The organism is Actinomadura sp. CNU-125 (assembly GCF_001942465.1).
Taxonomy (GTDB): Bacteria; Actinomycetota; Actinomycetes; order Streptosporangiales; family Streptosporangiaceae; genus Spirillospora.
Genome location: NZ_MKJY01000562.1, coordinates 1 through 23893 on the forward strand (window position 1 = coordinate 1; position 23893 = coordinate 23893).

Sequence of the window (23893 nt, forward strand, 5' to 3'; positions counted from 1 at the left end):
GGCTGCGGCGGGACGGCCGGCGGCTGCGGCAGCGCCGCCCAGGCGGGCTGCTGCGGCCCGCCCTGCGGCGGCACGTACGGGACCGCGGCCGGGTGCTGCGGCGGCACGTACGGCTGGGGCTGCGGCTGGTAGGGCTGCTGCCCGAACGGCTGCTGCCCGTACTGCTGCTGCCCGCCGTACGGCTGCTGTCCCCCGTACTGCTGCTGCACCGGCTGTCCGCCGCCGGTCCCGCGGTCGCGGGTGAGCCGGTAACCGGCGAGCGCGCCGAGGCCCGCGACCCAGCCGTAGAGCAGGCCGAAGGCGGCGCCCTCGGTGACGTACCCTCCGATCATGTGGTACCTGGCGACATCGGTCACCAGTTCCACGAGCACGCCGGTGACGAGGCCGCCGACACCTGCGGCGACGACGCAGGCCCACCAGCCGGTGACGACCGCGCCCAGGGCTCCGCGGTTCGGGTCGAGGGCGCGCACTCCCGCCGCGGCGAGGCCCGCGAGCAGCGCCAGGGTGAGGATCAGGCCGAAGTCCAGGACGATGAGCTCGACCCAGTCCGTCCCGTTGTCCGAGTAGATGAACCATGCGAGCGTCTGCAGCCGGTAGATCAGCTGCCAGACGCCCTCGAAGCCCGGACCGGCCTCCTCCCTGATCGCCTCGGCCACCCACTGGTTGCCGAAGATCAGGGAGAGCACCGCGACCGGCAGCACCGCGCCCCCGGCCGTCATCACCATCCGCCGCATCGTCATGCCGGGCAGGTTAGTGGCGCCCGGCCCGCCGCGGGTAGGCCCTAGCGGACGAGCGCACCCGGGAAACGGAACGCGGGGTCGACCTGGGCCTCCAGGTCCTCGCCGACAGCCCGGCTCGCCCAGCTCCGCGCGTTCTTCACGTGGAACTCCACGGCCTGCCGCTGGAACTTCTCCCAGTCCTTGACGCGGGAGTCGATCTCGGAGCGCATCCGCGACAGCGCGGCCTCGTTGCCCTCCTCCAGCGCGACGCCGGCCCGGCCCTGCTCCAGCGCGCGGACGGACGCGGACTGGCCGAGCCACGTCAGCAGGTCGTCGCCGACGTGCTCGCGCAGGTAGGCGACGTCGTCGTCGGTCTGCACCTTGTTGCCGACGACGCGGATCGCGACGTCGTAGTCGCGGGCGTACTCGGTGTACTGCCGGTAGACGCCGACGCCCTTGCGGGTGGGTTCGGCGACGAGGAACATCAGGTCGAAGCGGGTGAACAGCCCGGACGCGAACGTGTCGGCCCCGGCCGTCATGTCCACGACGACGTACTCGCCGGGCCCGTCGACGAGGTGGTTGAGGTACAGCTCGACGGCGCCGGTCTTGGAGTGGTAGCAGGCCACGCCGAGGTCGTCGTCGTTGAACGGGCCCGTGGCCAGGAGCGTCACGCCGTCGACGTCCTCGGCCAGCCGGTGGATCGGGTCGTCGCCGCGGAAGGCGAGCAGCCGCGAGCCCTCGCCGGGCGGCGTCGTCTTGACCATGGCGGACGCGGACGAGACGCGCGGGTTCGTCCCGCGCAGGTGCTCCTTGATCTCGGTGAGGTGGTCGCCCATCGCGGGGATCTTGGCGGCGCGGTCCTCGTCGAGGCCGAGCGCCACGCCGAGGTGCTGGTTGATGTCGGCGTCGATGGCGACCACCGGCAGCCCGCGGCCCGCCAGGTGCCGGACGAACAGGGACGACAGCGTGGTCTTGCCGCTGCCGCCCTTGCCCACGAACGCTACTTTCACGGCGAAATGCCCCCGTTTCGGATATGAAAATCATTGCCATTGTCGAGAGCAACGAGTCTGGCGGAGGCGGGCACGCGAAGCAAGCGGAACGCCCCGAACGGCGTCGGCGACGGTCGGTACGTGCGGCGGTCAGCGCATCGCGGCGGCGGGGTCGAAGCCGAACGGCAGTTCGAGCCGGTGCTCGCGGAGCAGGTCGGCGTCGGTGAGCAGGTCCCGGGTGGGGGCGTCGGCGGCGATGACCCCGCCGGACAGGATCACCGAGCGCGGGCACAGCTCGGCCGCGTACGGGAGGTCGTGGGTGACCATCAGGACGGTCACGTCGAGGCTCAGCAGGACCTCGGCCAGCTCCCGGCGGCTCGCCGGGTCGAGGTTGGACGACGGCTCGTCCAGCACCAGGATCTCCGGCTCCATCGCCAGGACGGTCGCGACCGCGACGCGGCGGCGCTGCCCGAACGACAGGTGCTGCGGCGGACGGTCCGCGACGTGCGCCATCCCGACGCGGTCGAGCGCGGACCGGACGCGGGCGTCCAGTTCGGCGCCGCGCAGCCCGAGGTTCGCGGGGCCGAACGCGACGTCCTCGCGGACGGTCGGCATGAACAGCTGGTCGTCGGGGTCCTGGAACACGATGCCGACCCGGCGGCGCACCTCCCGCAGCGCCGCGCGGTCGCCCGGGTCGACGGCGAGCCCGCCGACCCGCACCTCCCCCAGGCCGCCCCGCAGGATGCCGTTGAGGTGCAGGACGAGCGTCGTCTTGCCCGCGCCGTTCGGCCCGAGCAGCGCGACGCGCTCGCCGCGCCCGATCGTCAGGTCGACGCCGAACAGCGCCTGCGTCCCGTCCGGGTAGGCGTAGGCGAGGCCTCGGACGTCCAGTGAAGGGGTCATGCGCCCATCCAAGCGGCCAGCGTCACCAGGGACGCGGCCAGCGGCAGGGCGGCGGCTGCCGACCACTGGACGCGCGTCGCGCCGATGTCGTGCAGCACCGGCATGCGGCCGTCGTACCCGCGGCTCACCATCGCCAGGTGCACCCGCTCGCCGCGTTCGTACGAGCGCAGGAACAGCGCGCCGAGCGACTTGGCGAGGACGCCGGTGGCGCGGACGTCGCGCGCCTCGAACCCGCGGGACGCGCGCGCCACCCGCATCCGGCCGAGTTCGGCGGCGACGACGTCGCCGTACCGCAGCATGAACGAGGCGATCTGCACGATGAGGCGGGGCAGCCGGAGGCGTTCGAGGCCGAGCAGGAGCAGGCGCGGCTCGGTCGTGGCGGCCAGCAGGACGGACGCGAGCACGCCGAGGGTGCCCTTCGCGAGGATGTTCCACGCGCCCCACAGCCCGTTCTCGCTCAGCCGCAGCCCGAGGACCGTGACCTTCTCCCCGTTCGCGACGAACGGCATGAGGAACGCGAACGCGACGAACGGCACCTCGATGGCGACGCGCCGCGCGAGCGTCCCGAACGGGACGCGCGCGGCGGCGGCGACCGCCGCGAGCAGCAGCGCGTAGCCGCCGAACGCCCACATCCGCTCGCGCGGCGTCGCGACGACGAGCAGCGTGAACGCCAGCACCGCGACGAGCTTGCAGTGCGGCGGCAGCCGGTGCACCGGCGAGTTCCCCGGCAGGTAGAGCCGGTGCGCGTGCCCCGCGCCCACTAGTCCGTCCGGGATTCGGCGCGAGGTTCGACCCGGTTCTCGGAGCCGCCGCGCCGCCGGATCGTCCAGAACAGGCCGCCGCCGACCACGAGCACGAGCCCGACGCCGAGCACCCCGGCGAGCCCGCCGGACAGCCGCTCGTCGCCGACGCCCTCGACGCCGTAGTCGCCGAACGGGGAGCCGGAGAGCGCGTGCTCCTTCTCCTCGGCGGCCATGCCCTTGTCGGACGCGACCTTCTCCAGGCCGTCGGGGCTCGAACTCGCGTAGTAGCTGACGATCCCGGCCAGGATCAGCGACACGACCAGGAATCCGGCGAAGAAACGCTTGGTCTGCACGGTTCTCTCCCTCACGCCTGCGACGGCTCGGCCCGGTCGGCGCCGGACGGGCCGGTTCCCCGCGTGCGCAGTTCCGGCGGCCTGCGCAGCTCGCGGGCGCCGTGCACGAGGTCGGGCCGGACGGCGAGGACGCTCGACACCGTCGCGGCCGTGATCAGCGCCTCGCCGATCCCGATCAGGACGTGCACGCCGACCATCGCGCCCGCGACCGTCCCGATCGAGACGTCGGTCGTGCCGCCCAGCGCGTACAGCACGGTGAACGCGACGGCCGAGGCCGGCACCGACAGCAGCGCCGCGGCGAACGACGCCCCGGCGGCGGCCGCGCGGGTCTTCGGCAGGATCCGGACGAGCGCGCGGAACAGCGGGTACGCGACGGCGACCGTGACCAGCGACATCGTGATGACGTTGACGCCGAGCGCGGTGAGGCCGCCGTCGGCGAACAGCAGCGCCTGCAGCAGCAGCACGACCGCCACGCACAGGACGCCCGTCCAGGGGCCCACGAGGATCGCGGCGAGCGCCCCGCCGAGCAGATGCCCGCTGGTCCCGGACGCGACCGGGAAGTTCAGCATCTGCGCGGCGAAGACGAACGCCGCGGTGAGCCCCGCGAGCGGGGCCGTCCGGTCGTCCAGTTCGCGGGTGGCGCCGCGCAGCGCCAGCCCGACCCCGGCGACCGCGACGGCGCCCGCCGCGATCGAGACGGGCGCGTCGATGAATCCGTCCGGCGCGTGCATGCCTCACCGCCCTGAGTCGAGTTGCACCAGGGACAGTGTGCGGCGCGCTCATTGCAGTTGCAATAGCCTCGCAACTACAAAGCCGAGCCGTTACTCGAAGGACGGGTCCTCGGTGCGGGTGCGCTTGAGCTCGAAGAAGCCGGGGGTGCTCGCCACCGCGAGCACGCCGTCGAACAGCTTCACCGCGTCCTCGCCGCGCGGGATCGGGGTCACCACCGGGCCGAAGAACGCGGTGCCCTCGACCTCGATGACCGGGGTGCCGACCTCCTGGCCGACGCGGTCGATGCCGTCCTTGTGGGACGCGCGCAGCGCCTCGTCGTAGGCGGTCGAGTCGGCGGCGTCGGCGAGCGACGGGTCGAGCCCGGCGGCGGTCAGGGCGTCCTTCAGGAACTCGGGGCCGAACTCCCGCTTGTCGTGGTGACGGCGCGTGCCCAGCTCGGTGTAGAGGCGGCCGAGGACCTCGCTCCCGTACTTCTGCTCGGCGGCGATGCAGACGCGCACCGGCCCCCAGGCCGCGCCGAGCATCTTGCGGTATTCCTCGGGGATGTCCTTGTCCTCGTTCAGGACGGCGAGGCTCATCACGTGCCAGCGCACGTCGATCGGGCGCAGCTTCTCGACCTCCAGGATCCAGCGGGAGGTGATCCACGCCCAGGGGCACAGCGGGTCGAACCAGAAGTCAACCGGGGTACGGGCGTCCTGCGTCTGCGTCATCGTGCGTCTCCTTCAGGGACCGGTCTACGCATGCGACAACTCATCCCCCGCCGTCCGCATTTCCACCGGGATGGAATGGGCCGAAATCACGGTGGGCGACCGGTCGGCCGACGGTACGGGCGCCCTGTTGGTAGACATGAGGGATCAAGCCATAAGCCGACCGAGGAGTTCATGTGGCAGGCAACCTCACGCGCGACGAGGCGCGGGAACGGGCACGGCTGCTCACCGTCGAGTCCTACGCGGTCGAACTGGACCTCACGACCGGTGAGGAGCGGTTCGGTTCCACGACCGTGATCAGGTTCGGGAGCGCCGAACCGGGGGCGTCCACGTTCGTCGACCTGCACGGCGCCGTCGTGCGGGAGGCGACGCTGAACGGCGCCGCGCTCGACCCCGCGTCCTACGACGCGGAGAAGGGGCGCCTCCCGCTGCCCGGCCTGGCCGCCGAGAACGAGCTCCGGGTCGTCGCCGACTGCGCCTACTCGCGGTCGGGCGAGGGCCTGCACCGGTTCGTGGACCCCGTGGACGGCGGCGTCTACCTGTACTCGCAGTTCGAGACGGCCGACGCGCACCGCATGTACACGTGCTTCGACCAGCCCGACCTGAAGGCGACGTTCGAGTTCCGGGTGCACGCGCCGGAGGACTGGGAGGTCGTCACGAACGAGGCCGCCGAGAAGCGCGAGGGCGGCGACTGGCACTTCATGCCGACGCCGCAGATCTCCACCTACATCACCGCGCTGATCGCCGGCCCGTACCACGTGGTCCGCGACGAGCACCGCCGCGACGACGGCACCGTCATCCCGCTCGGCGTGTACTGCCGGGCGTCGCTGGCCGAGCACCTGGACGCGCCCGCGATCGTCGACGTCACCCGGCAGGGCTTCGCGTACTTCGAGCGGGTCTTCGGGCGTCCGTACCCGTTCGCGAAGTACGACCAGCTGTTCGTGCCCGAGTTCAACGCGGGCGCGATGGAGAACGCGGGCGCCGTCACCTTCCTGGAGGACTACGTCTTCCGGTCTCGGGTCACCGACGCGGCGTACGAGCGGCGCGCCGAGACGATCCTGCACGAGATGGCGCACATGTGGTTCGGCGACCTCGTCACCATGCGCTGGTGGGACGACCTGTGGCTGAACGAGTCGTTCGCGACGTACATGTCCGTGCTGTGCCAGTCGGAGGCCACGAAGTGGACGTCGTCGTGGACGACGTTCGCGAACCTGATGAAGGCGTGGGCGTACCGGCAGGACCAGTTGCCGTCCACGCACCCGATCTCGGCCGACATCCCGGACATCCGGGCCGTCGAGGTGAACTTCGACGGCATCACGTACGCGAAGGGCGCGTCCGTCCTGAAGCAGCTCGTGGCCTATGTCGGCCGCGACAACTTCCTGGAGGGCGTCCGCCGGTACTTCGACCGGCACGCGTGGGGCAACACCGTCCTCACCGACCTGCTGGAGCCGCTGGCGGAGACGTCCGGCCGGGAGGACCTCGCGGACTGGTCGAAGGAGTGGCTGGAGACCGCCGGGGTCAACACGCTGCGCCCGCACTACGAGGTCGACCAGGACGGGAATTTCGCGTCGTTCGCCGTCCTGCAGGAGGCGAAGGCCGACTACCCGACGCTGCGCTCGCACCGCGTCGCGATCGGCCTGTACGACCGGACGCCCGAGGGCATCGTCCGGCGCGAGCGCGTCGAACTCGACGTCCGGGGCGCGCGGACCGAGGTGCCGCAGTTCGTCGGGCAGAAGCGCCCCGACCTCGTCCTGGTCAACGACGACGACCTCACCTACGCGAAGGTGCGGCTCGACGACCACTCGCTGAGCACGCTCGTCGAGGGGATCGGCGACATCAAGGAGGGGCTGCCGCGCGCGCTGTGCTGGTCGGCGGCGTGGGACATGACGCGGGACGCCGAGATGGCGACGCGCGACTACGTCCGGCTCGTCGCGAAGGGCGTCCGCGGCGTCACCGACATCTCGGTCACGCAGACGCTGCTGCGGCAGGCGCGCCTCGCCGTCCAGCAGTACGCCGACCCGGCGTGGCGCGACGAGGGCCTCGCCCTGCTGGCCGACACGCTCGGCGAGCTGGCCCGCGAAGCCGAGCCCGGCTCGGACTTCCAGCTCGCGTACGTCCAGGCGTTCGCGGGCTCCGCAATCACCGACGCGCACCTCTCGCTCGTCCGGGGGCTGCTGGACGGGTCGCAGAAGCTCGACGGCCTCACCGTCGACACCGACCTGCGGTGGACGCTGCTGCGCCGCCTCGTCGTCACCGGCAAGGCGGGCGAGTCCGAGATCGACGCCGAGCACGAGCGGGACCGGACGGCGGCGGGCGAGCGGCACGCCGCCGCCTGCACGGCCGCGATCCCGAGCGCGGACGCCAAGGCCGCCGCGTGGGAGCGGATCGTGTCCGGCGACCTGCCGAACGCGGTCTACCGCGCGACGCTCGGCGGGTTCGTCGAGCCCGACCAGGCCGGCCTGCTCGTCCCGTACGTCGAGAAGTACTTCGCCGAGGTCGGCCGCATCTGGAAGGAGTGGAGCAGCGACATGTCGCAGACGTTCGCCGAGACCGCCTACCCCTTCCTGGTGATCGAGCAGTCCACGATCGACCGCACCGAGGCGTACATCGCGGAGAACACGCCCCCGGCGGCGCTCGTCCGGCTCCTGTCGGAAGGACGCGACGGGGTCGCGCGGGCGCTCCGAGCGCGCGCGCAGGACGCGTCCGCTTCCTGACCCCCGTCCGGCCGCGGCCGTGCGGACCCCGAGAGGAACACCGCACGGCCACGGCCGTCCCCCGACAAGCCCCCCGACAAGAGAGGAAACTCCCGGGTGGAGACCGCACGGGACGTCCTGACGGCGCTGGCGCGGCGGCACGCGTTCGGCGACCTGGAGGCGCTGCTCGGCGAGGGCACGCTCGCCGCCGACGGCCGCACCCGCGAGATCGCCGCGCTGTGCGCGTTCGGGCAGCGCGTCCTGGACCTGGACGCCGAGGACTTCGGGATGCCCGAGGCCGCCGGGGACGTCCCCCCGGACCTGCTCGACCGCGCGCGCCAGCCGCATGCCGCAGGCGCCCCGGGAAGCGGCGGCGCGGCGCGCTGGCGAGCCTGCGGCCCGCGTACGCGCTGCTGCTGGAGGTCATCGCGGTCCGCTGGCACCGCCGCGAGATGGCCGCGCTCGTCGCGGCCGTGCACATCGCGGGCGAGTATCTGGCGATGCTGGCGTGGGAGCCGGTGCTCGGCCACGCGGGCGACCCGGCCCTGCTCGCCGCCGCCGTCGGCGGCGAGGGCAGCCGGTGGGGCGTGCCGGTCGAACCGGACGCGCCACGCGAATGCGACCACACCCGTCCGGAACGGTCCGCGTGCGAGCGCGCGCTGCGGGTCGCGACGATGCCGCCGCCGGGCTGGCGCGCCTACCTCGACCGGCAGCACAGCCAGGTCGCGTCCGCGCTCGGCGACTGCGCCGCCCGCTGCCGCACGCCCTGCACGGTGATGACCCGGCTGGACGACCGCGTCCGCGCCGACCTCGCCGAACGCTGCGCGCTCGCCACCGACTTCGCCGACGGCGCCCTGGTGAAACTGCGGCACGCCGCACCCGTCGGGCACGGCTTCGGGGTGCCGTCGCCGGAGGAGGTGCAGTCGGCCTGGGAGCGGGCCCGCCGGTCGCTGTGCCGCCGCCCGCTCGGCGCCGCCGCGATGGACACCGCCGGGACCGACCCCTACCCGCTGCCCGGCCTGCCCGCGCTGTTCTCCGCGATCGCCGCGACGGAGATCGTCCCCGACAACCTCCTGCACGACGTGACGACGCGCATCACCGCGACTCTCGGCTGACCCCGCCGAGCGCCGCCCGCACCGGCTCGACCGTCGGCAGCGGACGGGACGGCAGGTCGTCGAGCAGCACGGGACGCCCCTCGGCGTCGGCCAGCGGGACGCGCCAGTTCGGGTACTCGTCGACCGTGCCCGGCTGGTTCTGGGTGCGGTGCTCGCCCACGGCGTCGGCGAGCGCGACGCCGACGAGACGGGCGGGCGTGCGGGCGAGGAACGCGTGCAGGGCCGCGACGACCGCCTCGTCGTACTCGCCGGTGCCGTCGGCCAGCGACCGCAGGACCGTCTCGGGCGGCGCGGACAGCAGCCCCTCGGCGTGCAGGAGGCCGAGCCAGCCCGACAGCCGCCGCCGGTGGTCGTCCTCCTCGTCCGCGCGGGGACGGGTGAGGAGGCCGAGCCGGTCGCGCAGGCCGATGTGGTCGCCGTGCACGAACCCGGTCGTCGGCGGCATGTCGTGCGTCCCGACCGTGGCCAGCGACGACTCCCGCCAGCGGCGCGCGCCCTTCGGCCGGCCGAGGTCGTCCTGCTCGAACCACAGCAGCGACGTCCCGAGGACGCCGTGCGCGGCGAGCGCGTCGCGGACCTCCGGCTCGACGGTGCCGAGGTCCTCGCCGACGACGACCGCGCCCGCGCGGTCGGCCTCCCACGCGAGGCAGCCGAGCAGCGCGTCCCGGTCGTAGCGGACGTACGTGCCGTCGGCCGGCGAACCGCCCTCGGGCACCCACCACAGCCGCGACACCTGCATCGCGTGGTCGAGGCGCAGCCCGCCGCCGTGCCGGAACGCCGCCGCCAGCATGTCGCGGAACGGCGCGTACGCGGCCTCGGCGAGGCGGCGCGGGTGCCACGGCGGCTGCCCCCAGTCCTGGCCGCGCTGGTTGAACTCGTCGGGCGGCGCGCCGACGCTCATGCCGGGCGCGAACAGGTCCCGGTACATCCAGGAGTCGGCGCTGCCGTGCGCGACGCCGACCGCCAGGTCGTGCACGATGCCGATCGGCATCCCCGCGTCGCGCGCCGCCCGCTGCGCCGCCGCGAGCTGCCCGTCCAGCCGCCACTGCAGCCATGCGTGGAAGTCGACGCGGTCGGCAAGCCTGGCCGCCTCGGCGGCGACGGCCGGGCTCGCGGGGTCGCGCAGCCCGGCGGGCCAGCGCCGCCAGTCGGGCCCGTGCTCCTCGCCGAGCGCCGACCAGGTCGCGAACATGGTGAGCGCGCCGCCCTCGCGGGCCCGGAACTCCGCGAACCCCCGCCGCTCGGCGTCCCCGCGCGGGAGCCGGTGCAGCGCTTCGAGGGCCCGCAGCTTGGCCGTCCAGGCGGCGCTCCGGTCGATCGGCCGGCCGGCGTCGCGCCGGGCGCAGCGGCGCGCCGCGCGCGCTCAGCCGTTCCCGGTCGGCGGCGGGCAGCGCGGCGAACTCGGGCAGGTCCTCGACGCGCAGGTACAGCGGCGCGGCGAAGCGGCGGCTCATCGGCGAGTACGGCGACGGGCCGATCGGCGGGACCGTCTCGGTCGCGTGCAGCGGGTTGATGAGCGTGAACCCGGCGCCGAGGTCGCGGGCGCTCCAGGCGGCGAGGTCGGCGAGGTCGTGCAGGTCGCCGATCCCCCACGACGCGCTCGACGGCACCGAGTAGAGCTGGACGGTGAAGCCCCACGCGCGTCCGGGACGGGCGAGCGCGCGCGGGGCGATCAGGAGGGGGACGCTCTCGTGCCGGTCCCCCAGCCGCGCGTGCAGGCGGTACCAGCCGAGGGGCGAGTCCGGCGGGACGGTCGCGCCGTCGCCGAACGGGCGCTCGGTGCCGTCGGCGAGCTCGACCATCAGCTCGGGACGGCCCGGCGGGCGGGGCGGGGCCTCACCGCGCCGGGCGACCACGACCGGCGGCAGCAGCCGCGTCCGTTCCCGCTCCCGCTCGCGTTCCAGCTCCTCCAGGACTGCCGCCGGGGACGACACGTCCACGCCGAGCGCCGCGAGGACGGACCGCAGGGTGCCGGGCGCGACCCCGATCTCCCGCCCCCGCCAGTCGATGTAGCGGGTGGCGACGCCGTACCGCCGCGCCAGCGCGGCGAGTTCCTCTTCGACCACGCCGTACACCTGCCCCGTCCGCGCGGGCTCATCCGTCGCGGACCGCCGGTCTTACTCCGTCCAGACGGGCGGCTTCCGGGCGGCCCAGGGGCGGGCCTCCTCCAGTTGCGCGGACAGGGAGATGAGCGTGCCCTCGCCGCCGATCCGTCCCGCGAGCATGACGCCGATGGGCAGCCCCTCGCCCGTCCAGTGCAGCGGCACGTTCACCGCGGGCTGCCCGGAGATGTTGTACATCGCGCAGAAGGGCGTGAAGCGGGTCTGCCGGGCGAAGTTCTCCTCGGGGTCCTGATCGTGGAAGTAGCCCACGGGAACCGGAGGCTGAGCCAGGGTCGGGTGGAGGATCGCGTCGTACTCGTCCATGACCTCCAAGACGAGACGGAACGCGCCCTGCAACGTCGCCTGCGCGTTGAGCAGCTGCGCAGCGGTCGTCGCCTCGCCGCGCGCCCGCAGGTGACGGGTCAGCGGCTGGAGCAGGTGCTCGCTCTCCGGCGGGACGGGCGTCGTCGTCGCCATCGCGGCCCACAGCGTCTCGAAGTGCGGCAGCAGCCCGGACGCGTCGACCCGCGGCAGGTCCACGACCTCGTGCCCCAGCTCCTCCAGCAGCGCCGACGCCTCCTCGAACGCCGCGACGCAGTCGGGATGGACGGTCGCGTCCGGGACCGCGGGCTCCATGCTGCGCGCGATCCGCAGCCGCCCCGGCGGCCGGTCGGCGAACGACAGGAACGTCCCGTCGGCCGCGGGCGCCCGGTACATGTCCCCGTACATCGGCGCGGACATGACGTCCAGCAGCAGCGCGGCGTCCCGGACGCTGCGCGCGATCGGCCCGTTCGTCGACAGGCCGAACAGGTCCGCGTTCGTCGGGCCCTGCGAGATCCGGCCGCGCGTCGGCTTGATCCCGAACAGGCCGCACGCGCTGGAGGGGATCCGGATCGAGCCGCCGCCGTCGCTGCCCTGCGCCGCGGGCGCCAGCCCGGCCGCGACGGCCGCGGCCGCGCCGCCGCTCGACCCGCCCGCCGACCGCGTCAGGTCCCAGGGGGTGCGGGCGGGCGGGGCCACCGGGCCCTCGCTGTAGCACGGCAGGCCGAACTCGGGCGTCGTCGTCTTGCCGGTCAGCACCGTGCCCGCGTCGCGCAGCAGCCGCACGACCGAGTCGTCGGAGAAGCCGGTGAAGTCGGCGAACACGGCCGAGCCGAACGTCGTCCGGACGCCCTCGACGAGGTTCAGGTCCTTGATCGGGATCGGGACGCCGAGCAGCGGCGGCAGTTCGGCCGGGTCCGCGGCGTCCAGCACCGCTTTCTCGGCCGCGCGCGCCTGCTCGCGCGCGAGGTCCGCGGTCACCGTCACGAACGCCCCGACGCGCGGGTTCAGCCGTTCGATGCGGTCGAGGTAGTGGTCGGCGAGTTCGACGGGGGACAGCTCCCGCGCCCGGACGGCCGCGGCCGCCTCGCTGACGCCGAGGTCGTGGGGATGGGTCACGGAAAGGAACCGTAGACGTCCCGGGAGCGGGCATCAATGGGAGAGACCCTCCGGGAAGCGACGCGACCGACGAAGCCACCAAAGCGGGAGGAAGGTGAATTACCACCCTACCCAGCGTCCGCGTAAGTGAATCACTCACGGGCGGGGACAAAACTATTAACCCCAGATGACTAGTTCCACCGCCGCACGACTGATTACTCTGCGCACGGAGGATCATGCCCCCGATGGGAGAGGAATACGGAGCGTCACTCATGGCGATCACGGAACGGGGCAACGGACAGGAGGCCCGGGCACGTCCCGAGCCCGGACCCGAAGAGAGGCGTGACCAGCGTGAACCTCCCGTGAGCGACCGGATGGACGACCATCCGGGCGACCACCCGGACGACTTCGCGAGCGAACACGCGGACGACCGCGACGACGACCGTGCGGGCGACCGCGCCGACGGGATGCAAGCGCTGCTGGGCGATCCCCGCGCCCGCCGCTGGCTGATCCGCGCCGGCGCCGCCGTCGTCGCCCTCGTCGTCGGCCTGGTTCTGATCGACCTGCGCGCCGGCTTCACCCTCGCCGTCCTGGTGGTCATCGCCGACGTCGTCCGGGTGACCCGCAAGAGCTCCAGCGTCCCCGCCTGGCAGAAGTCCTCGGCCGCCGAACGCCGCACCGAGAAGCAGCTGAAGGCCCTGGAACGCCGCGGCTACCTCGTGCTGCACGCGCGCTCGGTGCCGCGCGACGACGACGGCGTCAGCGACGGCCGGATCGACCACCTGGTCATCGGCCCGAGCGGCGTCTACGCGATCGACTCCGAGAAGTGGGACAAGCGCCTCCCCGTGCGCACCCTGTCCCATCTCAAGCTGTTCCACGGCCCGATCAACAAGAAGGACCGGCTCGACGAGGCGCGCTGGGAGGCCGAACAGGCCAGCAAGATCCTCGCGGGCCGGGTCGGCTTCGAAGTCCCCGTCCAGCCCTCGGTGGCGATCTACGGTCCGTCCATCCCGTGGAAGGTCATGCGGGTCCGGGACGTGGACGTCTACGCGGGCAACCGGGCGCGCGCGTACCTGCGCCGCCGGCCGAAGATCCTCACCGACATCGACGTCCAGCGGATCTTCCAGGCCGCCGACAAGGCCCTGCCGCCCAAATATCCCGTCTGACCCGCACCGCCGGGAACGCACGCGAAGCGCGGCACCTCGACCGCCCGGGGTGCCGCCCCCTCTCCGCAGCTCACCGGGCCGGCCGCGCCGTCCCGGGAATTCGCGCGCCCGCCGCGCGTTGGTACCATCGGGAACCTGGAAAGGCCGGCCCGCGCGCGACCTCCGCTGAGCCGGCGGCAGCGCCGCGATCCGCCGCTGCGAGCGTCCCGGCACACACCGCGACACCCGGGCGAAGATCGCCCGCCCCGCCGACCCCGGCGCGGCGCGCACCCGGGCTTCGCGCACGTCACAGGTTGGAGAGGTCACGATGCCCCCGCTCAGGTCACGCACGGTCACCCACGGCAGGAACATGGCGGGCGCCCGCGCGCTCATGCGGGCCAGCGGCGTCGAGCGCGAGGACTTCGGCAAGCCGATCGTCGCGGTCGCCAACAGCTTCACGCAGTTCGTGCCCGGCCACGTCCACCTCGACGAGGTCGGCAAGGTCGTCGCCGGCGCCGTCAAGGAGGCGGGCGGCGTCCCCCGCGAGTTCAACACCATCGCCGTGGACGACGGCATCGCCATGGGCCACGGCGGCATGCTGTACTCGCTGCCGTCCCGCGAGCTGATCGCCGACGCCGTCGAGTACATGGTCAACGCGCACTGCGCCGACGCCCTCGTCTGCGTCTCCAACTGCGACAAGATCACCCCGGGGATGCTGCTGGCCGCGATGCGGCTCAACATCCCGACGGTGTTCGTCTCCGGCGGCCCGATGGAGGCCGGCAAGCCCGTCGAGGGCGTCATGGACGGCAACAAGCTCGACCTGATCGACCCGATGATCGCCTCCGCCGACGAGTCCGTCGCCGACGACAAGCTCGCCGAGATGGAGGAGAGCGCCTGCCCGACCTGCGGGTCCTGCTCCGGCATGTTCACCGCCAACTCGATGAACTGCCTCACCGAGGCGATCGGCCTCGCGCTGCCCGGCAACGGCACCGTCCTCGCCACCCACACCGCCCGCCGCGACCTCTACGAGCGGGCCGGACGCACCGTCGTCGAGATCGCGAACCGCTACTACGAGGGCGACGACGAGTCCGTCCTGCCGCTGAACATCGCGACGTGGGACGCGTTCGAGAACGCGATGGTGCTGGACGTCGCCATGGGCGGCTCCACCAACACGATCCTGCACCTGCTCGCCGCCGCCACCGAGGCCGGCGTCGACTTCGACCTCGACGCGATCGACGCCGTGTCCCGCCGCGTCCCGTGCATCTGCAAGCTGGCCCCGACGCTGGCCACCTACCACGTCGAGGACTGCCACCGCGCGGGCGGCATCCCCGCCCTGCTCGGCGAGCTGCACCGCGGCGGGCTGCTGAACTCCGGCGCGCACACGATCCACAGCGCGTCCATCGCCGAGTTCGTCGCCGAGTGGGACGTCCGCTCCCCCGACGTCCGGCCGGAAGCCGTCGAACTGTTCCACGCGGCGCCCGGCGGGGTCCGCAGCACGTCCGCGTTCAGCCAGAGCAACCGCTGGAAGGAGCTCGACCTCGACCGCGCCGGGGGCTGCATCCGCGACGTGGAGCACGCCTACACGGCCGACGGCGGCCTCGCCGTCCTGCGCGGCAACATCGCCCCCGACGGCGCGATCGTCAAGACCGCGGGCGTCGAAGAGGAGCTCTGGACCTTCACCGGCCCGGCCGTCGTGTTCGAGAGCCAGGACCAGGCCGCCGAAGGCATCCTCGGCGGCAAGGTGAAGGCCGGCGACGTCGTCGTGATCCGCTACGAGGGCCCCAGGGGCGGCCCCGGCATGCAGGAGATGCTGTACCCGACGAGCTTCCTCAAGGGCCGCGGGCTCGGCAAGGCGTGCGCGCTGATCACCGACGGACGGTTCTCCGGCGGAACGTCCGGCCTGTCCATCGGGCACGCGTCCCCCGAGGCCGCGGGCGGCGGGATCATCGCCCTCGTCGAGGACGGCGACCGCGTGGTCATCGACATCCCCAACCGCGTCCTCGAACTCGACGTCCCCGAGGACGAGCTGGAGATCCGCCGCGAGAAGCTGCTGGCCGACCTCGGCGGCTACAAGCCCCGCGACCGGGACCGTCCCGTCACCGCCGCGCTGCGCGCCTACGCCGCCATGGCCACCTCGGCCTCCACCGGCGCCGCCCGCGACGTGAGCCAGCTCGAACGCTGATCTTGACCTGAGAGGTAATCGACCCGCTTACCCCGCCCGGGGCAGAGTGGATCTCGCCAGGCCGGGCGCCCGAACCGCGGCCCCTGCACCGCCTCTCAGGGAGATCGCCGTGACCGCCTACGCCCTCGCACACCTGCTTCCGCAGCCGCCCCTGCACGATGACGTCTTCGTCTACATCGAGCGCATCCAGGACACGATGGACCCGTTCGGCGGCCGCTTCCTCGTGCACGCCACGGACGCCGAGGTGATCGAGGGGCCGTTCGAGGGCGGATACGTCCTCATCGAGTTCCCCGACATGGAACGCGCCCACGCCTGGTACGAGTCGGACGCCTACCAGGCGATCCTGCCGATGCGCACCGACAACATGCGGGGCACGGCCGTCTTCCTGCAGGGCGTCCCGCCGGACTACGACGCCGCCGCGACCGGCCGCGCCATGCGCGCCGCACAGGCCGCCGCGCAGGCCGGCTGACCGGCCGTCAGGAGCAGCAGCCTCCGCCGCAGCAGCCGCCCCCGGCGGCGGGCGGGGGCTGCGGAGCGCCGCCGCGGGACGAGCCGGTCACGGCGACCGTCGACAGCAGCTTCACCGTGTCGTCGTGCCCGTCCGGGCACGGCGCCGGGTCGGACGAGTTGATCATGGGCCGGGAGACCTCGAAGGTCGACCCGCAGGCGCGGCAGCGATAGTCATAGCGTGGCACGCCGCCAGGATACGCCAGCCCGCCCGTCCGGTCAGGGCCCGCTCAAACGGAACCGCCCGGGACACCGGGCCCAGGCGAGTCGTCGTGGGTGCCCCACACCCCCGCTCACGCGAGGGCCGCCGGTGAATCGTCGTGGGTCCCCACACCCCGACACGAGCGGGGCCAGCTGACCACCGGCGCGGCGAATCGGCGCGGCACCCCTCGGCGCTTACACGGGGCCGCCGGTGAGACCGCCGGTCAGGCGAAACATCGCGGGCACCCCGCACCCCCGGCTCACGCGAGGCCGCCGGTGCGGCGAATCGTCGTGGGGGCGCTCCCATCCCCTGGGCTCTCGCGGGGCCGCGGGTCAGGCTGCGGGTTCGGTCACGTACGGCGCCCATTGGGGGTCGCCGTCGTGGACGATGCCGATCAGCCGCCAGTGCGCGCCGCGCGGGACGCCCGGCGTGACCGGGAGCGTCCAGCCCAGTTCGTCCAGGAGGCGGTCGGCTTTGCGGTGGTTGCACGTCGTGCAGGACGCGACGCAGTTCTCCCACGAGTGGGGGCCGCCGCGGCTGCGGGGCTGGACGTGGTCGATCGTCTCGGCGCGGCGTCCGCAGTAGACGCAGCGGAAGTTGTCCCGCCGCATCAGCGCGGCGCGGGTCAGCGGGACGCGGGTGCGGAACGGGATCCGCACGTAGCGGCGGAGACGGATCACGGACGGCACCTCGACGGCCATCGTGGCCGAGTGCAGCACCGCGCCGGTCGCGTCGTGGTGGACGATTTCGGCCTTCTCCCGGAGAACGAGACAGACCGCCCGCCGAAGCGGAAGCGTCGTGAGCGGTTCGTACGTCGCGTTCAGGAGGAGGACCTGCCGCATCAGACGGCCTCCGTCGCGTTCGGTATCGCCTCGGCGGGCGCGGCTGCACGCACGTCCCACCGAGGCCGGAATATCTTCTCCGGCACCTGTGAACCCGCCATGAGGACCTCCTCGGGGCGAAACCGACATCATCAGTGTGGCCTGTGAGGGGCCCGTTCGCTACCCCAATAATTCCCATCTGTGGGTCAGATCGAACGCAAAAGCCCACTTCGTCCGTTCGGAGTGGCGTGGGCGGGCACTCCCCGGCGGCCAATACAGTCGTTCCATGACGCCGTACCCGTCCGCACAGCGCCAGGACATCGTCGAGGAGATTCACGGGCACCGGGTCGCCGACCCGTACCGGTGGCTGGAGGACGCCGACTCGGGCGACACGCGCGAGTGGCTCGCCGCCCAGGACGAGCTGTTCCACAAGGTCGTCGACGATCTCCCCGGACGGGACGGGCTGCGGCGGCGCCTGCGCGAGCTGCTCGGCGCGGGAAGCGTCGGTTCCCCGATCTGGCGCGGCGACCGGCGGTTCTTCACCCGGCGCACCGCCGACCAGGAGCATCCGGTCCTGTATACGGCGGGGCCGGACGGCGCGGAGCGCGTCCTCATCGACCCGATGGAGATCGACCCGAGCGGCACCACCACGCTCGACGGCTGGCAGCCCGACAAGGAGGGCCGCCGCCTCGCGTACAAGATCTCCCAGGGCGGGGACGAGGAGTCGCTGCTGTACGTGATGGACGTCGAGTCCGGCGAGCGGATCGAGGGGCCGATCGACCGCGCGCGCTACTCGTCCGTCGCGTGGCTGCCCGGCGGCGAGGCGTACTTCTACGCGCGGCGCCTGCACGCGCGGGACGTCCCGGAGGGCGAGGAGCAGTACCACCGGCGCGTCTACCTGCACCGGGTCGGCACCGAGCCCGACACGGGCGACGTCCTGATCTTCGGTGAGGGCCGCGACAAGACGAACTACTACGGCGTCGGGGTCAGCCGCGACGGCCGCTGGCTGACGATCTCGTCCTCGCAGGGCACCGCGCCCCGCAACGACCTGTGGATCGCCGATCTGGCCGCGTCCGCGCCCGAACGGCCCGAACTGCGCGTCGTCCAGGAGGGCGTGGACGCCGAGACGGGCCTGCACGTCGGGCGGGACGGGCGCGCGTACGTCTTCACCGACCGGGACGCGCCGCGCGGGCGGCTCTGCGTCGCCGACCCGGCGGACCCGTCGCCCGGCACGTGGACGGACCTGATCCCGGAGGATCCCGAGGCCGTCCTGAGCGACTTCGCGATCCTGGACGGGATGGAACGTCCCACGCTGCTCGTCGGCTGGACGCGGCACGCGATCAGCGAGATCACCGTCCACGACCTGGCGACCGGCGAACGGCTCGGCGACGTGCCCACGCCCGGGCTCGGCTCGATCGGCGGGATCGTCGAGCGGCCGGAGGGCGGCCACGAGGCGTGGTTCGGCTACACCGACAACGTGACCCCGTCCGCCGTCCTGCGCTACGACGCCCGCACCGGCGAGACGACGACGTGGGCGAGCGCGCCCGGCAGCGTCGAGGTGCCGGAGATCGAGACCCGCCAGGTCGTCTACACGTCGCGGGACGGCACGGACGTGCGGATGCTCGTCATGTCGGGGCCCGCCTCCCGTCCGGACGCGTCGGGGCCGCGTCCCGCGATCCTGTACGGGTACGGCGGGTTCAACATCTCGCTCACCCCCGCGTACTCGGCGTCCATCCTCGCCTGGGTCGAGGCGGGGGGTGTGTACGCGATCGCGAACCTGCGCGGCGGTTCCGAGGAGGGCGAGGAGTGGCACCGCGCGGGGATGCGGGAGCGCAAGCAGAACGTCTTCGACGACTTCCACGCCGCCGCCGAGAAACTCGTCGCCGACGGCCTGACCACGCCGTCGCGGCTGGCGATCTCCGGCGGGTCGAACGGCGGGCTGCTCGTCGGGGCCGCGCTCACGCAGCGTCCGGACCTCTACCGGGCCGTCGTGTGCTCGGCGCCGCTGCTCGACATGGTCCGGTACGAGCGGTTCGGCCTCGGCGAGACATGGAACGACGAGTACGGGACGGCGGACGACCCCGAGGAGTTCGGCTGGCTGCTCGGCTACTCCCCCTACCATCACGTCCACCCCGGGACGGGCTACCCGGCGACGCTGTTCACGACGTTCGGCAGCGACACGCGCGTCGACCCGCTGCACGCCCGCAAGCTGTGCGCTGCGCTGCAGCACGCGACCGCGTCGGACGCGCCGATCCTGCTGCGCAACGAGTCGGAGGTCGGGCATTCGGCCCGGTCGGTGTCCCGCTCGATCGACCTGACGACCGACACGCTCTCCTTCATCGCGGCCCAGACGGGACTCGTTCTCGACGCCTGATCCGGCGATCGCGGGCGCGTTCCGGGGTAACCGTCCCGGTATGGAGCCCTTGCTGACGTTCGGGCACGGGACGGCGGGCCGCGACGAGATCGTCCGGCTGCTGGACGGTGCCGGGGTGCGGTCCGTCGTGGACGTGCGGACCGCGCCGGGCAGCCGCCGCAACCCGGACGTGCTGCGCGACGCCCTGCGGGAGTGGCTCCCGGCCGCGGGCGTCGGCTACCGCTGGGAGAAGCGGCTCGGCGGCTTCCGCCGGGCCGCCGCCGACTCGCCCGACACGTTCTGGCGCAACGACTCCTTCCGCGGCTACGCCGGGCACACCCGCGACCCGGACTTCCTCGCCGCCATGGACGAACTCCTGCGGGACGCCGAGGGGGTCCGGACGGCCGTCATGTGCAGCGAGACCGTGTGGTGGCGGTGCCACCGCAGGCTCATCGCCGACTTCGCCGTGCTGGCGCGCGGCCGTCCGGTCCTGCATCTCGCGCACGACGGGCGGGTGACCGAGCACCCGCCGACGTCCGGCGCGCGACTGCGCGAGGACGGCCTGCTCGTCTACGACGGCGAGTGACCGGTCCGGGTCAGCGCAACGGTTTCTCGATGTAGATGTTGACGATGCCGCCGATCGTCTCGCGGCGCGTCTCCGTCCAGCCGAAACGGCGGTAGAGGGCGAGCGCGGGCTCCTGCAGCTCGGTGGTGTCGGCGCGCAGGATCCGGTAGCCGAGTTCGGCGGCGCGCCGTTCGAGGGCGGTGACCATGGCGGCGCCGTAGCCGCGGCGCTGCAGCGGCGGCAGGACCCGCAGCCGCACCATCTCGACGGCGTCGAGCCGGCCGGTGCCGAGCGAGAACCCGCCGAACGCGCGGGCGTGGCCGCCGGGGACGAGGTCGGCGCGGCGCAGGCCGCCCATGGCGACGAGGCTGCCCTCGATCTCGCCGACGAGGAACTCGCCGTCGTTGCGGAGGTAGATGTCCTCCATCCGGAAGAAATCGTGGTCGTAGTAGACCCCGTCGCCGGGGCGCAGGCCCACCTGGGCGAGGCCCTCGCGGTGCAGCGCGAGAACGACGCCGTGGTCGGTGGGGCGGTAGCGGCGCAGGCGCAGTTCGCCGAACCGCCATTCGGGGGGCTCGTCCGTGACGCGGACGAGGGTGCGAGCGCCCTGCCAGGGGGCGTCTTCGGAGGTCGTCATGCCGTGTTCAGACCTGTCCGGCCGGGGGGACGGACGGCTTGTCCTGCGCGGGGCTCGTCACCCACGGGCCCGCGAGGGCCTCGTAGAAGTCCTGCAACCCGGGGGCGTCGCCGCCGTGCCGGGCGGCGACGGCCGCGCCGATCTGCCGGGCGCGGTGGACGAGGATGTCGGAGCGGTGGTCGGCGGGCAGGTCCAGGATGGCCTCCTGCCCGGCGGCGAGGGCCGCCTCCGGTTCACCGGCGTGCAGCCTGCAGGTGGCGCGGTCGAGCCGGACGAGCGTCCGGTCGACGCGGTCGGTGGGTTCGTAGAGGGTGAGGGCGTGGCTGAGCACCTCGTCGCCCTGCCGGTGGTCGCCGAGGCTGGTGAAGGTGTCGCCCTCGTAGAACGCCATCTGCCGGTCGGTGAAGCCGAACACCAGGTCGCCGGTGTCGGTCTTGGACAGCTGGTCGAACACCGAGCGTCCGCGCACCAGGGCGCGGCGAGGCGCTCGGCGCGGCGTCCCCGCGGCCGCGCATCGCCAGCATGCCGAGCGCGCGCGCCTCCACGGCGGGCGCCATCGCGGCGGCCACCCCGGGGGTGCGGCCGGCCAGGTCCTGGGCCTTGCGGGCCAGGTGCAGGGCCTCGCGCGGGTCGCCGTAGTACATCGGGACGAGCGATTCGCGGACGGTCACCCAGGCGCGCAGCTGCCGGTCGCCGGTCTCGTCGGCGGCGGTACGGGCCGTCCGGAAGAACGAGCGGGCCAGCCGGTGGTCGCCCAGGTTGATCATGATGAGCCCGGACAGCCCGGACAGCTGCGCCGCGATCCGGCACAGCCGCTCCTGGAGCTCGACGGGCTGCCGCTGGTCGCACATGCGGCGCACTTCGCTGAAGTCCAGCAGCACGTCGCACAGCATCCGCAGGGACGGCGTCGCCTGGTACTGGCGGCCGTAGCCGTAGGTGGTCTCCTCCCACTGGTCGAGCATGGTCGGCGATACCGTCGCGCCGACGAGGGTGTCGTCCATCTTGCGGCGCAGGCTGTCGACCGTTCCGAGGATCTGGCCGTCGAGCGGCACGCCCGCTCCGGCCAGCAGTTGCAGAAGGGTTCTGCGGAGCACGATGTCCTCCTCTCCCACATCAATGTTGAGGGGGCCGTCGGCGCGGTCGGGGCCCCGGAGGTCGTTGACGGCGGGCCAGGGGCTCTCCCCGGCTCTGGGCACGATCGCCCCGACGAGCGGACGCGGATCGGGTTCCCGGACCGTCGCGGGCCGTTCGGGCGCGCGCGGCGGGGGGGCCGCGGCGGACGCGCCCGGACGGGCGGCGTGAACACGGCCGCAGATGCAGGGACCCTGGTAGTCCAGCTCTTGGGGTTCGACCCGGTAGACGGAACACAGGTAGTGGAGGTACTCGGGGCCGGGTCGTTTGTAGCCGCTCTCGTAAGCCGACAGCAGCGTCTCCCCCAGCCGGGGCAGCGGCTTGCCGTCGATCTCGTACAGCGCCTTGACCTGGGCGACGATGTCGGACAGCGCGACCCCGTGGGCGAGCCGGTGCGCCTTGATGCGGCTCGTGCCGAACAGCGGGGCGCACTGCTCGTGGATCTCGCGCGCGATCTGCGCGGCGCCGCGCCCGCGGGCGAGGCCGTGTGCGCGGATGCGGCGCGCGACGTCCGTTTCTTTCCGGGGGGGTTCCGACATCGCCTCCGGCCTCCTCACCGTCGTGCCGACACGTTCGTCACCCCGGGGAGAGGCGATCGTCCCTGCCACAGCGACCGGTTACCAAATGGCCACGAGAGATAATCTCTCGCGCACGCAGCGTAACTCCAGGGGCAGGGGCGGCCAAGCTTTTCCCGGCAAGAGGGGCAGCCTCGGGGTGATCCTCGCCACCCAGGGTAGAGATTCTTCCTCCGACGGATGAGAACCTTCTCCCAGCGGGCGAAACCTCTGTACTTCGGCGTGCGCGAGCGCCCTTGACCCGACAGTGTGAGAATTGCAATTCTCGCCGGGAGTAACGAACCGGATCCGCTGAGTCGATCTTCGACGGACGCGGGCGGGGCGCGGCGCGGGACCCTCCGCCGCAGCGCGATCGAGGGAAGGGGTGCGAACGGTGGTCAGCGACGAACGCGTCGGCTACCTGCAGGAGCTGGAGCGCGAGCTCGGCACGCGCGGGCTCGTCGCCCGCGTCGTCCGGACGCGCTCCGGGCCGGCGTTCCTGCGGGTGGTGAACCCGGAGGCGGCGAGCCTGGCCGAGGACGTCACGTGCGCGCCGGTCCCCGACGGCCGCGACCACTACTACTGGTGGTCCTGGGGCGAGCGGATGGTCCGGGTGGGCGACCCGGACGCCGCCGCGCGCAAGCTCGCGCACGTCCTGCAACCGCTGTCGCCCGCCCTCGAAGCGGCCCGCGAGGCCGCCCGCGGGCCGGTCCCGGAACCGGTCCGCGATGACCTGGACGTCCGCGAGCACGGGAACCGGCGGCGTGCGACCGCCGCGCGCCGGTGCCCGCGGGAGAGCCGGCCGCCGCGCCGCTGCTGAGACCGGGCGCGTCCCGTGGGCCCGCGGCCGGTACGGCGCGGTGGCCGCGGGCCCGCGGGGCGCGTTCGCCCGGCAGATCCGGCGATCTCTCGCATAGGGTGGGGATCGCTATGACGGAAAAGGTGACCTTCTACGAGGCCGTCGGCGGCGAGGAGACCTTCCGCCGGCTGGTGCACCGCTTCTACCAGGGTGTGGCCGAGGACCCAGAACTGCGTGCCCTCTACCCCGAGGAGGATCTCGGCCCCGCGGAGGAGCGGCTGCGCCTGTTTCTCGTCCAGTACTGGGGCGGGCCGAACACCTACAGCGAACGGCGCGGGCATCCGCGGCTGCGGATGCGGCACGTCCCGTTCGTCATCGGCCAGAAGGAGCGGGACGCGTGGCTGCGCCACATGCGCGTCGCCGTCGACGAGCTGGAGCTCCCCGCGGAGCTGGAGCAGATGCTCTGGAACTACTTCACGATGGCCGCGAACTCCCTGGTGAACGCCCCGACGTAGCGGGTAG

General features: G+C 73.2%; 22 protein-coding genes and 2 pseudogenes. 9 read left to right on the forward strand and 15 right to left on the reverse strand.

Annotated elements, in window-relative coordinates:
* The 7 genes and pseudogenes from BJF79_RS41405 to BJF79_RS41435 all read right to left on the reverse strand — a co-directional run.
* Positions 1-740 (reverse strand): annotated as a pseudogene (locus tag BJF79_RS41405) (hypothetical protein); the annotation flags it as partial.
* A gap of 41 nt (positions 741-781) precedes the next feature.
* Positions 782-1729: an ATP-binding protein gene (locus BJF79_RS41410; protein WP_075905653.1), complete on the reverse strand. Its 948-nt coding sequence runs from the start codon at positions 1727-1729 to the stop codon at positions 782-784.
* A gap of 129 nt (positions 1730-1858) precedes the next feature.
* Positions 1859-2611: an energy-coupling factor ABC transporter ATP-binding protein gene (locus tag BJF79_RS41415; protein ID WP_075905655.1), complete on the reverse strand. Its 753-nt coding sequence runs from the start codon at positions 2609-2611 to the stop codon at positions 1859-1861.
* Positions 2608-3372, reverse strand: a complete 765-nt coding sequence (gene cbiQ / locus BJF79_RS41420) for a cobalt ECF transporter T component CbiQ (RefSeq protein WP_075905657.1) — start codon at positions 3370-3372, stop codon at positions 2608-2610. The genes BJF79_RS41415 and cbiQ overlap by 4 nt, the downstream gene beginning before the upstream one ends.
* Positions 3372-3707 carry a PDGLE domain-containing protein gene (locus BJF79_RS64145; protein ID WP_075905659.1) on the reverse strand — a complete coding sequence of 112 codons (336 nt, stop codon included), beginning with the start codon at positions 3705-3707 and terminating at the stop codon, positions 3372-3374. Before BJF79_RS64145 ends, cbiQ begins: the two co-directional genes overlap by 1 nt.
* An 11-nt stretch (positions 3708-3718) precedes the next feature.
* Positions 3719-4438, reverse strand: coding sequence for an energy-coupling factor ABC transporter permease (locus BJF79_RS41430; protein ID WP_075905661.1), 720 nt, complete (start codon positions 4436-4438; stop codon positions 3719-3721).
* A 90-nt stretch (positions 4439-4528) separates the two neighbouring features.
* The gene (locus BJF79_RS41435; RefSeq protein WP_075905663.1) at positions 4529-5149 is read right to left on the reverse strand and encodes a DsbA family protein; all 621 of its coding nucleotides are present in this window, start codon (positions 5147-5149) and stop codon (positions 4529-4531) included.
* 173 nt (positions 5150-5322) lie between these two features.
* Between BJF79_RS41435 and pepN the strand changes: the two genes are divergently transcribed.
* Entirely contained in the window at positions 5323-7860 is a 2538-nt protein-coding gene (gene pepN, locus BJF79_RS41440; protein WP_075905665.1) for an aminopeptidase N, read from the forward strand.
* A 218-nt stretch (positions 7861-8078) separates the two neighbouring features.
* A complete protein-coding gene (locus BJF79_RS41445; RefSeq protein WP_262403359.1) occupies positions 8079-8954 on the forward strand; it encodes a hypothetical protein in 876 nt (291 codons plus the stop codon).
* On the opposite strand, the gene malQ is transcribed toward BJF79_RS41445, so the two are convergent.
* The 3 genes and pseudogenes from malQ to BJF79_RS41455 form a co-directional block, all read right to left on the reverse strand.
* Positions 8935-10272, reverse strand: coding sequence for a 4-alpha-glucanotransferase (gene malQ, locus BJF79_RS64150; protein ID WP_316043548.1), 1338 nt, complete (start codon positions 10270-10272; stop codon positions 8935-8937). The two genes, BJF79_RS41445 and malQ, sit on opposite strands and share 20 nt — an antisense overlap.
* A 130-nt stretch (positions 10273-10402) precedes the next feature.
* A pseudogene (locus tag BJF79_RS64155) lies at positions 10403-10756 on the reverse strand (4-alpha-glucanotransferase); the annotation flags it as partial.
* Between the two features lie 315 nt (positions 10757-11071).
* Entirely contained in the window at positions 11072-12496 is a 1425-nt protein-coding gene (locus BJF79_RS41455) for an amidase (protein ID WP_075905666.1), read from the reverse strand.
* A gap of 341 nt (positions 12497-12837) precedes the next feature.
* Here BJF79_RS41455 and BJF79_RS41460 point away from each other — a divergent pair, with 341 nt between their 5' ends.
* The 3 genes from BJF79_RS41460 to BJF79_RS41470 all read left to right on the forward strand — a co-directional run bounded on the left by BJF79_RS41460 (position 12838) and on the right by BJF79_RS41470 (position 16271).
* Positions 12838-13641: a nuclease-related domain-containing protein gene (locus tag BJF79_RS41460; RefSeq protein WP_262403360.1), complete on the forward strand. Its 804-nt coding sequence runs from the start codon at positions 12838-12840 to the stop codon at positions 13639-13641.
* Positions 13642-13948: 307 nt separating this feature from the next.
* On the forward strand, positions 13949-15802 hold the full coding sequence (gene ilvD, locus BJF79_RS41465; protein WP_075905670.1) for a dihydroxy-acid dehydratase: 1854 nt from the start codon (positions 13949-13951) through the stop codon (positions 15800-15802).
* A 109-nt stretch (positions 15803-15911) separates the two neighbouring features.
* Positions 15912-16271 (forward strand): DUF1330 domain-containing protein, encoded by a 360-nt coding sequence (locus BJF79_RS41470; RefSeq protein ID WP_075905672.1) that lies wholly within the window; start codon positions 15912-15914, stop codon positions 16269-16271.
* A 7-nt stretch (positions 16272-16278) separates the two neighbouring features.
* Here the strand turns inward: BJF79_RS41470 and BJF79_RS41475 are convergent, their stop codons facing one another.
* Both BJF79_RS41475 and BJF79_RS41480 read right to left on the reverse strand, forming a co-directional pair.
* Positions 16279-16497, reverse strand: coding sequence for an FmdB family zinc ribbon protein (locus tag BJF79_RS41475; RefSeq protein ID WP_075905674.1), 219 nt, complete (start codon positions 16495-16497; stop codon positions 16279-16281).
* A gap of 346 nt (positions 16498-16843) precedes the next feature.
* Positions 16844-17353, reverse strand: coding sequence for an HNH endonuclease (locus tag BJF79_RS41480; RefSeq protein ID WP_075905676.1), 510 nt, complete (start codon positions 17351-17353; stop codon positions 16844-16846).
* Positions 17354-17618: 265 nt separating this feature from the next.
* Here BJF79_RS41480 and BJF79_RS41485 point away from each other — a divergent pair, with 265 nt between their 5' ends.
* A complete protein-coding gene (locus BJF79_RS41485) occupies positions 17619-19706 on the forward strand; it encodes a prolyl oligopeptidase family serine peptidase (protein ID WP_075905678.1) in 2088 nt (695 codons plus the stop codon).
* Between the two features lie 40 nt (positions 19707-19746).
* The gene (locus BJF79_RS41490; RefSeq protein ID WP_075905680.1) at positions 19747-20271 is read left to right on the forward strand and encodes a DUF488 family protein; all 525 of its coding nucleotides are present in this window, start codon (positions 19747-19749) and stop codon (positions 20269-20271) included.
* Between the two features lie 10 nt (positions 20272-20281).
* Here BJF79_RS41490 and BJF79_RS41495 read toward each other — a convergent pair whose 3' ends face one another.
* From BJF79_RS41495 to BJF79_RS41500, 3 genes are read right to left on the reverse strand one after another with little or no spacing between them, the layout of a single operon-like run.
* Positions 20282-20887 carry a GNAT family N-acetyltransferase gene (locus BJF79_RS41495; protein ID WP_075905682.1) on the reverse strand — a complete coding sequence of 202 codons (606 nt, stop codon included), beginning with the start codon at positions 20885-20887 and terminating at the stop codon, positions 20282-20284.
* Between the two features lie 7 nt (positions 20888-20894).
* Entirely contained in the window at positions 20895-21218 is a 324-nt protein-coding gene (locus tag BJF79_RS64160) for a hypothetical protein (protein WP_262403361.1), read from the reverse strand.
* The gene (locus BJF79_RS41500) at positions 21121-22557 is read right to left on the reverse strand and encodes an XRE family transcriptional regulator (protein WP_262403362.1); all 1437 of its coding nucleotides are present in this window, start codon (positions 22555-22557) and stop codon (positions 21121-21123) included. Before BJF79_RS41500 ends, BJF79_RS64160 begins: the two co-directional genes overlap by 98 nt.
* A gap of 409 nt (positions 22558-22966) precedes the next feature.
* Between BJF79_RS41500 and BJF79_RS64165 the strand changes: the two genes are divergently transcribed.
* A complete protein-coding gene (locus tag BJF79_RS64165) occupies positions 22967-23392 on the forward strand; it encodes a hypothetical protein (protein WP_262403363.1) in 426 nt (141 codons plus the stop codon).
* Between the two features lie 110 nt (positions 23393-23502).
* The gene (locus BJF79_RS41510) at positions 23503-23886 is read left to right on the forward strand and encodes a globin (RefSeq protein WP_075905684.1); all 384 of its coding nucleotides are present in this window, start codon (positions 23503-23505) and stop codon (positions 23884-23886) included.
* Positions 23887-23893 lie beyond the last annotated feature (7 nt).